General features: G+C 61.7%; 9 protein-coding genes and 1 pseudogene. 2 read left to right on the top strand and 8 right to left on the bottom strand.

Annotation, left to right across the window (positions count from 1 at the left end; translation table 11 throughout):
• Nucleotide 1: 1 nt before the first annotated feature.
• The 8 genes from J3T92_RS04380 to J3T92_RS04345 form a co-directional block, all read right to left on the bottom strand.
• A complete protein-coding gene (locus tag J3T92_RS04380; RefSeq protein WP_267399923.1) occupies nt 2-1,426 on the bottom strand; it encodes a dihydroorotase in 1,425 nt (474 codons plus the stop codon).
• Between the two features lies 1 nt (nt 1,427).
• Nucleotides 1,428-1,841, bottom strand: coding sequence for an aspartate carbamoyltransferase regulatory subunit (locus tag J3T92_RS04375; RefSeq protein ID WP_267399922.1), 414 nt, complete (start codon nt 1,839-1,841; stop codon nt 1,428-1,430).
• Entirely contained in the window at nt 1,838-2,845 is a 1,008-nt protein-coding gene (pyrB, locus tag J3T92_RS04370; RefSeq protein WP_267399920.1) for an aspartate carbamoyltransferase, read from the bottom strand. The genes J3T92_RS04375 and pyrB overlap by 4 nt, the downstream gene beginning before the upstream one ends.
• Nucleotides 2,846-2,915: 70 nt before the next feature.
• Nucleotides 2,916-5,996 carry a bifunctional [glutamine synthetase] adenylyltransferase/[glutamine synthetase]-adenylyl-L-tyrosine phosphorylase gene (locus J3T92_RS04365; protein ID WP_267399918.1) on the bottom strand — a complete coding sequence of 1,027 codons (3,081 nt, stop codon included), beginning with the start codon at nt 5,994-5,996 and terminating at the stop codon, nt 2,916-2,918.
• Between the two features lie 85 nt (nt 5,997-6,081).
• On the bottom strand, nt 6,082-6,282 hold the full coding sequence (locus J3T92_RS04360) for a carbon starvation protein (RefSeq protein WP_267399917.1): 201 nt from the start codon (nt 6,280-6,282) through the stop codon (nt 6,082-6,084).
• Between the two features lie 86 nt (nt 6,283-6,368).
• The gene (gene mmsB / locus J3T92_RS04355) at nt 6,369-7,604 is read right to left on the bottom strand and encodes a multiple monosaccharide ABC transporter permease (protein WP_267399916.1); all 1,236 of its coding nucleotides are present in this window, start codon (nt 7,602-7,604) and stop codon (nt 6,369-6,371) included.
• Nucleotides 7,601-9,157, bottom strand: coding sequence for a sugar ABC transporter ATP-binding protein (locus J3T92_RS04350; RefSeq protein ID WP_267399915.1), 1,557 nt, complete (start codon nt 9,155-9,157; stop codon nt 7,601-7,603). The genes mmsB and J3T92_RS04350 overlap by 4 nt, the downstream gene beginning before the upstream one ends.
• Nucleotides 9,158-9,234: 77 nt before the next feature.
• The gene (locus tag J3T92_RS04345; RefSeq protein ID WP_121914824.1) at nt 9,235-10,389 is read right to left on the bottom strand and encodes a sugar-binding protein; all 1,155 of its coding nucleotides are present in this window, start codon (nt 10,387-10,389) and stop codon (nt 9,235-9,237) included.
• Between the two features lie 237 nt (nt 10,390-10,626).
• Between J3T92_RS04345 and J3T92_RS04340 the strand changes: the two genes are divergently transcribed.
• Together J3T92_RS04340 and J3T92_RS04335 are read left to right on the top strand one after the other, a co-directional pair.
• Complete coding sequence (locus J3T92_RS04340) at nt 10,627-11,820, top strand: ROK family transcriptional regulator (RefSeq protein WP_267399913.1); 1,194 nt, start codon at nt 10,627-10,629, stop codon at nt 11,818-11,820.
• Nucleotides 11,821-11,913: 93 nt separating this feature from the next.
• Nucleotides 11,914-12,675: pseudogene (locus tag J3T92_RS04335) on the top strand (ATP-binding cassette domain-containing protein); the annotation flags it as partial.
• Between the last annotated feature and the right edge of the window lie 5 nt (nt 12,676-12,680).

The raw sequence follows: 12,680 nt of genomic DNA, 5'->3' as shown, positions 1-12,680 counted from the left end.
CTCAGATCCTTTCCCTGGTGATGACGCGGTTTGCGGGCAGACGGGAAAAAACCAGACGCCCCTCCTTGATGGTGGCCAGGACCCGTCCGGCCAGTTCCGCCCCGGCGAAGGGGGTGTTCCTCGCCTTGGAGTGGAAACGGCTGGGATCCACCTTCCACTTGGCTGCAGGGTCCAAGATGACCAAGTCGACAGGCGGCTGGCCGGAATCGCTGTGCTGGTCGACCTCCAGCTGAAGATGACCGGTGCCAGCCTTATTGACCTTGTCAGCTGTGTGCGAGGGCAGGTTTTCGGGCAGTAGTCGATGCATGCCCATGAGCTCGGCCGGAGCCAGGGACATGAGCTCGATCAGACGGTCATGGCCGATGAGCCCGCTCTTGACCAGGACCTGGTTGCAGACCGCATAGGCAGTTTCCAGGCCGATAATGCCGTTGGGGGCGTCTTTGATCCCCAAGGCTTTCTCAGCGGTGGTGTGCGGCGCGTGGTCGGTGGCGATCATGTCCACAGTGCCGTCAGCCACCGCCTCAAGGGCTGCCTGCTGGTCGGCGCGGGAGCGCAGCGGAGGGTTCATCTTGGCCATGCTGCCGCAGCGCAGCAGGTCCTCGTCGCAGAGGGCCAGATAGTGGGGCGCGGTCTCGCAGGTGACTGGCAGTCCACGGGCCTTGGCCCGTCTGACGGCCTCGAATCCGCCGGCGGTGCTGACATGCTGCAGATGCACCCGGGTGCCGGTGCGCTCCGCCAGGTCGATGTCGCGATTGATGACGGCGGTCTCGGTTGAGGCGGGAATCCCCTCCAGCCCCAGTTGGCGACTGACTGATCCGAGGTTGACCTGACCGTGCTCGTGGTGCTCACAGTGATCCAAAACGGGCAGGTCGAAAGACCGGGCATTGGCGGCCACAGCCTCCAGGGTTTGGTCGGTCACTGCCGAGCCGTCGTCGCTGATGGCCACTACAGGATGTGTCCATCCGTGGCCGGCCAGGTGCTTCGACCAGTCGTCTGGGTTTGAGACCTGGCGGCCAGTCCGGTCCACGGTGGCAGCCACACAGAGGGCGTAGTCCACCGGCAGGCTCAGCCCATGGTCCCGCTCGTAGGACTCTAGATAGTCGATAACTGTGCGCCCGTCGGCCATCCTGGTGCGGCCGTCCATGGCGGGCTGGGTGTTGGGCATGAGCAGTATCAGCCCATAGCCTCCGGCCGCTGCGGCAGCTGTACCGCTGACCATGTCCTCCTTGTCGGTCTGCCCGGGGTCGCGCAGGTGGACGTGGGGGTCAACCAGAGCAGGAGCCAGCACCAACCCCCGGGCGTCTATCTGATCCACCTCTGTCGACATGGCACCGGTCTCGTCAACCAGCGTACTGTCAATGGTCTGGGGAAGTACCAGATCGACCGCCCGGCTGCTGCGCCAATCAGTCAACCCCAGCAGCCGCATGTCAGTCTTCAGCCTTCTCGTCGCAGTAGTCGCAACGGTAGACCCCAGCATCATCCAGGTGGAAGCGTTGGTCCACGCCGGTCTCCACCGTGGTGACGCAACGAGGGTTGACGCAGGTGATGACGTTGACCAGGCGGCTGGGGCGGTCCGGCTGATGCTTGCTGACGATCCTGCCCTGCCGGACCACATTGACGGTGGCCTCGGGGGCGATGAACCCCAAAGCGGTCAGGTCCAGATCCCCGGTCTGCTCGATCTTGATGATGTCCTTGGACCCGTACTTGCGGCTGTCCGTGTTCATGATCAGGGCCAGCCGGGTCTTCGCCGGGTCCACGCGCAGGTAGTGCAAGACCTTCAGTGCTGTGCCCGCACGAACGTGATCAATGATGATGCCATCAACAATACTGGTGACCTTCATGCCGCCACCTCCTTCTGCTTGCGATAACCGGGCAGCTCGTCACCCAGCAGGGCGCTCTCCAGGGCCATTCTGACCAGCATGCCATTGCGGACCTGCTGGAAGTAGGCCGCACGCGGATCATCGTCCACCTCCACGGCAATCTCATTGACCCTGGGCAGGGGGTGGAGGATGGCCATGTCGGGGCGCGCGGACCGAAGCTTGTCGGCATTCAGAATGTAGGTGTCGCGCAGGCGCAGGTAGTCGTCCTCGTTGAAGAAGCGCTCCTGCTGGACACGGGTCATGTAGAGCACGTCCAGGTCGCCGATGACCCCGTTCAGATCCCCGGTCTCCCGGTAGGTGCAGTCGGCCGAGGAGCGGATCCTCTCCAGGACGTATTCTGGGGTACGCAGCTCGTCGGGGCTGATCAGGACGAAGTCCACATGGCCCAGGCGGCAGAGGGTGGTGATCAGGGAGTGGACGGTGCGGCCGAAGGTCAGATCCCCGCACAGGCCGATGGTCAGGTGGTTCAGCCGACCCTTGCGGGCGCGGATGGTGGCCAGGTCGGTCAGGGTCTGGGTCGGGTGCATGTGTCCACCGTCGCCGGCGTTGATGACCGGGACCGTAGCTGCTTGGGAGGCCACCAGGGCGGCACCCTCCTTGGGATGGCGGATGGCCACGATGTCGGCGTAGTTGGAGACCGTCTTCAGGGTGTCGCTGATGGACTCCCCCTTGGAGACGCTGGCCAACTGGGCGCCGGCGAACCCGATGACCTGGCCGCCCAGACGGAGCATGGCCGTCTCGAAGCTGAGCCGGGTGCGGGTGCTGGGTTCATAGAAGAGCGTGGCCAGGACCCGGCCGTCACAGGTGTGGGCCACCTGGCGGCGATGGGTGTCGATGTAGGCCGCCCGATCCAGCAGGTCCAGGATCTGGGTCATGGGAATCTCGTCGAGGGTTACCACACTTCGCCCACGAAGGGGAACGACGGCGGAAGAGGTGTTGGATGCGTGATCAACTTGTTGGGACAACGGCTCACCTTCCTCAAGGTGGCCACCTTATGTGACCTGAACAAGCATACGACCCCGGATGGACCCAGGGTCAGCCCCCGTAAAAGAGCCGTTCCATGACCTGCCTGCAGCGGCGCATGGCCGCCAGCAGCTCGTTGACAAAGTGCTGGCCCCGGTGGGCCGGGTAGTCCAGGCAGACTGCGATGCCTCCCAGAACCTGCCCATCGTCAGGCAGGATGTCCGCCTGGGAAACACGTCCGGACCAGAGGAAGTTGGCGTTGCGGGCAGCCGTGCAAAGCACCCAGCTGCGGCGTAGGGCCTTGGCATCCTTGGTCTCGATGAGTCCCGCAGCCTCCAGGGCGTCCAAAGCGGTCAGCGTGCCGGTGACCTGCAGCTCAGGCAGATCGTGGGCATGGCGCAGCTGGAGGAGCTGAACCGTCCACTCCACATCAGACAGCCCTCCCCGGCCCAGCTTCAGGTGCCGGTCCCGACGCACGCCACGCGGCAGCCGCTCAGCCTCCATCCGGGCCTTGAGACGGCGTATCTGCCCCAGCTCCTCCTCGTTGGGCGGTTGCTGAGGATAGCGCAGTGGATTGGCCGTACCCTCCAGAAAGGCCTTGGCCAGGTCAGCATTTCCGGCTGCAAACCTGGCCCGGATCAGGGCCTGATGTTCCCAGGTCTCGGACCATTCGCGGTAGTAGCGCTGGTAGGAGTCCAGGGAGCGCACCAGAGGACCCTGGCGTCCTTCGGGGCGCAGGTCAAAGTCCAGGTCGATACCGGGTTCAAGACTGGCCCGTCCAGCCAGGACGGCCCGCAGGTCGGCGGTCACCCCACGTGCGAATTCCGCCGCCTGGTCCTGGTCGGCGCCCGAGGCTGGACGGTAGATCAGCATGATATCGGCGTCCGAGTTGAAGTTGACCTCCCTGCCTCCGTAGCGGCCCATGCCGATCACAGCCAGATCGGCTGGTGCGCTAGCCTGTTCCAAACGGTGATCCACAGCCCAGTCCAAGGCTGCATTGATGGCTGCATCGTAGACATCGGACATGCCCGCCAGGCAGGCCTGCTGATCGTCCACCCCGCTCATCCAGCCCAGTCCAATACGCTCGATCTCCTGTCGGCGCATGGCCCGCACTGCGGTGGCGAACTCCTCCAGCGAGTCCGCATGACGGGTGCGATAGGCCGCGGCGCGCTTGTCCAGAGTGGCTCGATCACGGGGGATCATGTCCTGGTCATGGCCCAGCCAGGTGACCGACTGGACGGACCGGGCCAGGGCACCGGATAAATAGCGTGAGTTGGACAGGACATGGCAGAGTCGGCGGGCGGCCGAAGTGGAGTCCCGCAGGAAGCCCAGGTAGGTGCTCTTCCCGCCGAAGTGCTCCTCCAGGGTTCGCCAGCCCAGCAGTCCCATGTCAGGGTCCTGTCCCTCCCCCAGCCACTGAAGAACGGCGGGCATGAGAATACGGTTGATCCGTGCCGATCGGGTCACCCCTGTAGTCAGTGCTGTAACGTGGCGGATGGCTGCATCGGGGTCGGCAAAGCCGATGGATGCGAACCGTGCGCGGGCCGCCTGGGGGCGCAGGCTGACCTCGTCCTCGTCCACCTGAGCGTTGATGGGCAGCATGGGGCGGAAGTAGATGGCCTGGTGAAGGTTGCGGACCTCGATCCTGGTGGCCTGGTATTGGGCCAACATCTGGTCGGCATGCAGGCCGAAGGCCCGGGCCAGCCGTCGCAGATCGCGGTTGTTCTCCAGTTCCTCCAGGCTGGGCGGCCGCTGGCCGATGGTGCCTGAACGGTTGATTTTCGGAAAGAGATGGGTGCGACGCAGCTGCCAGATCTGCAGACGATGCTCCATGACCCGCTCGAACCGATAGTCGTGATCCAGCAGGTCGCCGTGCCTGGCGGAGATGTAGCCGCCCTGGGCCAGTGCCTGCAGGGCATCCAGGGTGGCCGGGCAACGCATATCAGGATCGCTGGAGCCATGGACCAGCTGGAGCATCTGGACGGTGAATTCCACGTCCCGCAGTCCCCCCTGACCCAGCTTGATCTCACGCTCCTTGCGGTCCTCGGGTATCAGTCGTTCTACCCGTTGGCGCATCCGCTGGCAGTCGTAGACGAAGTTGGGACGCTGGCAGGCACCCCAAACCAGGGGTTCGACCATGGCCGCATACTCCTGGCCCAGGGCCTTGTCGCCCGCGACCGGACGGGCCTTGAGCAGGGCCTGGAACTCCCAATTTTCAGCCCATTGGGCATAGTAGTCAGCGTAAGAGGCCAGACGCCGCACCAGGGGGCCATCACGCCCCTCGGGCCGCAGGGCAGTATCAACCTTCCAAAGCGGTGGCTCGGTCGATCCGGGAATGACCGCCTGGCAAACCCGTTGCAGGAGGACGGCCATGGCAGTGCCCACGGCGATGGGATCGGTCTCCTTCGGATCCGTCCCTGATGCCGGCTCCACCAAGTACATGAGGTCCACATCGGATACGTAGTTGAGTTCCTGGGCGCCCAGCTTACCCATGCCAATGACGGTCAGACGGCATGAATCCGCATTGGGAACCTGACGGCAGGCGATGCTCAGAGCCCCTTGAAGTGCAGCATCGGCCATGTCGGACAGGGCCCGGCTGATTGCTGGCTCCAGCTCCAGGGGATCCTCAGCTGCCAGATCCCGGGTCATGACGGCAGCCAGTTGCAGCCGGTATTCAAACCGCAGTGCATCGGCGTAGGCCGCCAGTGAGGGCGCCGAATCCGAATTCTTCTCCACTCTGTCCATGGCGTCAAGAACCCGCTTCTGCCTGGTTTCCGCAGGGCAGTCAGCCAAGTGGTCGGGATCCTGGGCGGCCGCCTCTACCAACTCCGGCCGCGAGCGCATCAGTCGCCCCATGGCCTCCGAGGCCCCCAGCACCCTGATCAGCGACTGGGCGGCATCTTGGTTTTCCTGCGGGGATCCAGCCAGAAAGTCCGGCCGGGCTCCCTGCGGACACTGCTCCAGGATTCGTATCAGCCCAGCAATGGCTTCATCCGGATCGCAGGCCTGGTCTAGGCTCTGGACCAGGGTTTGCTCCAGCTCCCGATCGTCCACCAGACGGGCAAGCCGATCCAGCCGAACCCGGGCCTTGTCCAGGTCGTGCAGCCCAAGGTGGATCAGGGTCGAAGTGGTCGGTTGCGCTGGATCTTCCATGACTCATCCCCTGCCTTTGCTTAAGACTCCACAACGACTCTGATGTCTGCGGAACCGGTACAGGCATTATAGGGGTGACGGGTCGTCAGCCCTTGCGCCCCTCCCGGAAGGCGCAGACGGCACAGTATACGGTGACAACAGCCAGGCACACGGTGAAGATCAGTGTGGGCCATGTCAGCAGGCTGCCGTCCCGCACGGCCTCAGCCAGGGATTGGACCAGCCAGATGGCGCAGGCAGCAGCAGTCAGGCCATACATCCGAGAACGGGCCTTGCCGGTGATACGCACGATTGTGCTCCTTTTTGCAGATGTTCGAAAGATGAATGATCGGCTTAGGGGACGTGAAGTGCCCATCCCCTAAGCCGATGGTCAGGTCAGCTCTTGCGGCGCTTGGACATGACATCAACAGCCACGGCCAGCAGGAGCACCAGGCCCTTGATGGTCTTGACGATGGCTGTATCCACACCCATGATGGACAGCCCCTGGTTGATCACACCCATGACGAAGGCTCCAACGACGGCCCCGGGAATGGTTCCGATGCCGCCGGTGACAGCCGTGCCGCCGATGAAGCAGGAGGCGATGGCATCCATTTCGAACTCCATGCCTGCCTGAGCTGTGGCCGAGGCCAGTCGTGAAAGCATGCAGATGGCTGCCACGGCCGACAGGAAGCCCATGTGGACGAAGAGCGTGAAGTCCACCCGTTTGGCGTTGATGCCCGAAAGCACAGCGGCCTTGCGGTTGCCGCCCACTGCGTAGACATGCCGACCGAAGACGGTCCTGGTGAGGATGAAGTTGTAGATCAGGACCAATACGGCCACAATGACCAGCATTATCGGTGTCCCGCCCTGGTTCTCATTGCCGGAGGAGGCCAGCAGGTAGGTCACGAAGAGGATGACGACTGCGGCCACGATGATCTTGCCGGTCATCAAGGCCTTGGGTTCGGGAACCAGACCTACGGCCAGGGTCTTGCGGCGGCGGGCGATCTGCGACCAGGCATAGGCCAGGATGCAGATGATGCCCAGCACCACGGTCAGGCCGTCGAATGGCCCCCACCATCCCAGGATGTTGGGCAGGTAGTCACGGGCGATCCCCCTGAACTGAGCGGAGGTGATGGGCACGGACTCGCCGACGATGACTGTGGCCAGACCACGGAAGATCAGCATGCCGGCCAGGGTGGTGATGAATCCTGGAATGCCGATGACAGCGACCCAGAATCCCTGCCAGATGCCGATCAGCAGGCCCACGATCAGGGACAGGCCGATGGCCAGGATCCAGTTGACTCCCATATGTTCCATGAGGATGGCGCAGACGCCACCGATGAAGGCCACCAAGGAGCCCACGGACAGATCAATGTGGGTGGCGATGATGACCATGACCATGCCGATGGCCAGAATGATCACGTAGGCGTTCTGCTGGATCAGCGAGACGAAGCTGTTGGGTTTGAGCAGCACACCCTTGGTCAGTATTTCGAAGACGACCACGATAACCACCAGAGCGCCGACGATGCCATACTGGCGGGCGTTGCTGGCCAGGGAGGCCAGAATGCCCGGTCCTGCCTGTTCTTGTTCCACCGCCTGCGCGGCGCTCTTGTTGCTGTTGGGCGAGCTCATCTGGCTGCCACTCCCTTCTTTTCCTGGGTCATGCCCTTCATCAGATATTCCTGCGAGAAGTCTTGACGCTCCACGTTGTTGGTGATGACTCCCTGGCTGACCGTATAAATCCGGTCACAGATGCCGATCAGCTCGGGTAGCTCCGAGGAGATGACCACCACAGCCTTGCCCTGGTCGACCAGCCGGTCGATGATCTCGTAGATCTCATACTTGGCTCCCACATCAATGCCTCGGGTGGGTTCGTCCAGGATGAGCACATCAGGATCCGAGATCACCCACTTGGCCAGCACGACCTTTTGCTGGTTGCCGCCGGAAAGGGTGGAAACGGGCACGTCGATGTTGCTGCACTTGATGTTGAAGTCCTTGCGGTACTCCTCCACCCGTGCCCTCTCCAGGTTCTCGTTCATGACCCCGTGACTGCTCATCTTCTTGAGCGAAGCCATGGAGGCATTTTCCCTGATGTTCTGCAGCAGGTTGAGTCCGAAAACCTTGCGATCCTCAGTGGCGTAGGCCAGGCCCGAATCGATGGCCGACCGGACGTTCGGCAGCTCGACCTGACGGCCATGCATCTCGATTCTGCCGCTGATATGGCTGCCATAGGACCGCCCGAAGATGCTCATGGCCATTTCGGTGCGACCCGCACCCATCAGTCCCGCCAATCCGACGATCTCACCCTGGTGAACCACCAGATTGGCATGATCGACCACGGTGCGGGAGGGATCCTGCGGATGGTGGACGGTCCAATCGCTGACCTTGAGCACCTCCTTGCCGATGTGCGGCACGTGCTCGGGATAGAGGTTGGTCAGCTCACGGCCGACCATCTTCTGGATGAGCAGATCCTGATCCAGAGGATGGTCCGCATCAATTCTCATACCGCCCACCGTGGAGCCATCGCGCAGAATGGTCACACCATCCGCAATCTGTCCCACCTCGCCCAGCTTGTGGGTGATGAGGATGCTGGTCACTCCCTGCTGGTCACGCAACTGCCTGACCAGATCCAGCAGATGCTCGGAATCATCGTCGTTCAAGGCGGCTGTGGGCTCATCCAGAATCAGCAGCCTGACGTGCTTGGACAGCGCCTTGGCGATCTCCACCAGCTGCTGCTTGCCCACTCCAAGATCCATGACCCTGGTGTCTGGTTTCTCGTTCAGGCCCACACGCTCCAAGAGACGCGAGGCCTTGGCCCTGGTGGTGTCCCAGTCCATTACGCCATTGTGGGCCTGTTCATTGCCCAGGAAGATGTTCTCGGCAATGGACAGGAAGGGGCTCAGCGCCAGCTCCTGATGGATGATGACGATGCCGTCGTCCTCCGAATCATTGATGGTGCGGTAGCGGCAAGGCTTGCCATCGAACAGGATCTCGCCGGTATAGCTGCCATGCGGGTAGACCCCGGACAGCACGTTCATCAGGGTGGACTTGCCGGCCCCGTTTTCCCCGCAGATGGCATGGATTTCGCCCTTGTGCACGTCCATGTCGACATTGGACAGGGCTTTTACCGGACCGAAGGTCTTGGTGATCCCCTGCATTCGCAACAAGACGTCCTCGTCGGACATGCTTTCACCTCCTGTGCGCCGACCGTCCCTCCCCTTAACAGGAAGCGGGACGGTCCGGCGCGACTGTGATGCCGACCTCACTTGGTCAGCTGATCGAATCGTTCCTGGGTCAGGTAGTTCGCCTTGACCAGATCGGTCAGGTTGTCCTTGGTGATGGCCTTGGGATCCAGCAGCTTCGAGGGCACCTTGATGCTGTTGTTGTCAAAGGTGCCGTTGATGCCGGTAACCTTCTTGCCCTGGGCAATTTCGATGATCATGTCGTAGACGGCCTCGGCCAGCTTGTTGACGTCCTTGAAGACGGTCTGACCCTGCAGTCCCTTGGAGATGTTGGCCACGGAGATCTCCATGGCGTCCTGTCCGGTGATCTTGGGCCAGCTGTCAGTATTGGGCTGGATGTCAGGCCTCTTGGACTGGATGGCGTTGATGACCCCCTGGCTTATGCCGTCATAGGGGCTCAGCACGGCATCCAAACGCTCGCCGTGGGCGTAGGTGGAATCGAGAATGGACTCCATATCCTTCTGAGCCTGTTCGGTCTTCCAGGACTGGACTGAGATCTTCTGCCAGTCGGAGAGTTTGAAGTCCTTGGTCACGCCGCCGCCATGCTGGGAGGGGCTGACCAGAACGCCCGACTTGAAGTAGGGCTGCAGAAGCTCCCAGGCACCCTTGAAGAAATACTTGGCGTTGTTGTCGTCGGGAGAACCGGTAAAGAGCTCAATATTGAATGGACCCTTGGCTCCGTTTTTGAGTCCCAGCTGATCGATCAGCCAGTTGGCCTCCAGCACGCCGGTGCGCTCAAGCTGGAATGTCGCATAGTAGTCAACAGCCTTGGTGTTCATGATCAGCCGGTCATAGGCGATGACCTTGGCCCCGGCATCCTTGGCCTTCTCGACAGCAGGCCCCACGGCGGTGCCGTCCTTGGAGGCCACCACCACGATCTTGGCGCCCTTGTTGACCATGTTCTCGATGTCGGCGTTCTGCTGGGCGGGCTTGTCATCCGCGAAGGAGAGCACTACCTTGTAGCCGGCCTTCTCCAGTTTGGTCTTCAGATTGTTGCCGTCCTTGTTCCAACGCTCCTCGGATTTGGTGGGCATGGAAACACCGATGGTGGCGCCTTTGCTGATCGCCCCTCCCTCTTGGGAGGAGCTGGAGGCACGTGATCCGCCGCAGGCGCCCAGTCCGGTCAGCATGGCGACCCCAATGACAGCCGCCATGGTTCGTTGCATCATCTTCATGAAGACTCCTTCATCCTTGAATTCTCGGGCAGGCATCTCCGTCTGCCTGGACCCCTTCATTGCAGGCCCAGTGGTCAGCATACCCAATTGCGTTAACTTTATCAACTCAAGAAAGCTGATTACCTATTCTTCTGTTTTGTACATGAATTTAATAATTCGCTCGAACTTTGGTCTTTCACCGGCGCAAGGGGGTTCACTGGGCGGGGGCAAGCCACGATCTTGGCTACACTGGAACCTATGGCACATCGATTATTCGGCTCACAGTCCTCACTGCGTGAGGCCAACCGTGCCCTCCTGCTGGATACGATCCGAAGATTCGGCGCCATGACCCAGATCGAATTGGCTGAAAATACCGGGCTCTCAACAGCAACTGTCTCCAACCTGGTACGTCTGATGGGCGATCAGGGACTTCTGGAGACATCCTCCACCACCAGAAACGGCCGTCGCGCCACCCTGGTCATGCTGGCCCGCCGCAAGGGCCTCGGGGTCGGGCTCTACATCGGCCGCCACGAGATGCGACTGGAAGTAGTCGACGCCAGCCATGCCATACTGGCAGAGCATGATATGGCTCTGCCACGCCAGCACAAGCCGGACACAACCCTGGAACGGGCCATGATTCTCATCAAGGAGACGCTGACTTCCATCGGTGCCCAATCCGATGAGCTTGTCGGTCTGGGCCTGGCCATGGGGGCCCCTGTGGACTGCAGAACTCACCAGCTGGCCATTCCCGGCATCCTGCGAGGCTGGGACAAACAGGATCTGATAGGCACTTTCCATGAGGCTTTTCAGGTGCCGGTCCAAGTGGACAACGACGCCAACTTCTCAGCCATGGCCGAGCTGAGAATGGGCGCAGCAGTCGGCAGACGAAACTTCGTCTACATCCACGCCAACGACGGGGTGGGCGCGGGAATCGTCATCAACGGCGAGATGTGGCGGGGCACCACCGGGCTTGCAGGCGAGATAGGCCATGTTCAAGTGGACCCCTTGGGCGATATCTGCATCTGCGGCAACCGCGGATGCCTGAATACGGTGGTGGACGAGAGCCGTTTGGTCTCCTTGCTCAGCGTGACCCACGGGAACATGACTCTGGAGGATCTGGTGGCCAATGCCGTCAAGGGGGACCCAGGGTGCAGACGGATCGTGGGAGATGCGGCCATCCGCATCGGCAATGTAGTGGCCGATCTTTGCAACGCCGTGGATCCCGAAGTAGTGGTCCTGGGAGGCATCCTGAGCACAACAGAAGACGTGTTTCTGGAGCCCCTTCGGGAGACTCTCCAGCGCATGCTCTTCCCCGATGCCATGGTCCCCATGGAGGTGCTCCCTGCCCGCTATCCGATTAACGGATCGGCTCTGGGGGCGGCTATGATGGCTGTCGATAGCGTCAACGAACACATTGATGTGTCCACAGAATCCGCGGGTCGATCATCGTAGAGGAGGTGACCTGGATTGCATGAAACCACTGTCCTGATGCAGATGGACGACCTCTGCATCAGGTTCGGGTTCGTTGAGGCCCTCAAACATGTAAGCCTGGATATTCGCCAACACGAGGTGCTTGCCGTCGTGGGCGACAATGGAGCAGGCAAGTCCACCCTGGTCAGGATTTTGTCAGGCCTGATCCGTCCCGATCGGGGTACGCTTATCTGGAAGGGCCGACCAACCAACATTCCCTCGATCAGAGTCGCCAATCAGTTGGGCATCGCAGCCGTCTTCCAAGGGCAGGACTTCTGCGACAACCTGGACGTCTCCTCCAACCTCTTCCTGGGCAAGGAACTGCGTGATCGTCACCATCGTCGCGATGACGAAGCCATGCGTCGGCGTACCCGTCAGGTCCTGCAGTCGCTGTCCTCCCCCATCCGTGTAGGCCAACCTATGGCCACCCTATCCCTGGGACAAAAACAGACAGTCTCAATCGCCAGAACCTTGCTGGACAATCCCGAGTTGATCCTCATGGACGAGCCGACGGCCTCCTTATCGGTCATGCAGTCCGCCGAGGTGCTCAACTACATCAAGCGCATGCGTTCCGAGGGCCGTAGCATTCTCATGGTCTGCCACGATCTGCCGGATGTCTTCGCGGTTTCCGACCGCATAGCAGTCATGCGCCAGGGTCGGCTGGTGGGGGTCCTGCCTACGGCCAAGACCACCTATGAGACTGTAATCGCGCTGATTTCAGGCATCGATCCCGAGGATGTCATCCAGGACCAGGAACAACTGGATGCCATGGCCAGAGCCAACGCCCGCGTCCACGCCCTGCGCGGCACCAGAAAGATCCTGCCTGAGCAATCATGAATGAA

Origin of the sequence: Bifidobacterium sp. B4081, from assembly GCF_026537335.1 — a bacterium.
Taxonomy (GTDB): Bacteria; Actinomycetota; Actinomycetes; order Actinomycetales; family Bifidobacteriaceae; genus Bombiscardovia.
The sequence above is the reverse complement of the archived record's forward strand: the minus strand, read 5'-3'. Positions and strand labels throughout refer to the sequence as shown.

Bases quoted from the DNA above. Each gene is read 5' to 3' on its own strand.
- J3T92_RS04365 (WP_267399918.1), bottom strand. From the start codon at position 5,996: ATGGAAGATCCAGCGCAACCGACCACTTCGACCCTGATCCACCTTGGG.
- J3T92_RS04380 (WP_267399923.1), bottom strand. From the start codon at position 1,426: ATGCGGCTGCTGGGGTTGACTGATTGGCGCAGCAGCCGGGCGGTCGAT.
- J3T92_RS04345 (WP_121914824.1), bottom strand. From the start codon at position 10,389: ATGAAGATGATGCAACGAACCATGGCGGCTGTCATTGGGGTCGCCATG.
- J3T92_RS04350 (WP_267399915.1), bottom strand. From the start codon at position 9,157: ATGTCCGACGAGGACGTCTTGTTGCGAATGCAGGGGATCACCAAGACC.
- J3T92_RS04375 (WP_267399922.1), bottom strand. From the start codon at position 1,841: ATGAAGGTCACCAGTATTGTTGATGGCATCATCATTGATCACGTTCGT.
- mmsB (WP_267399916.1), bottom strand. From the start codon at position 7,604: ATGAGCTCGCCCAACAGCAACAAGAGCGCCGCGCAGGCGGTGGAACAA.
- J3T92_RS04340 (WP_267399913.1), top strand. From the start codon at position 10,627: ATGGCACATCGATTATTCGGCTCACAGTCCTCACTGCGTGAGGCCAAC.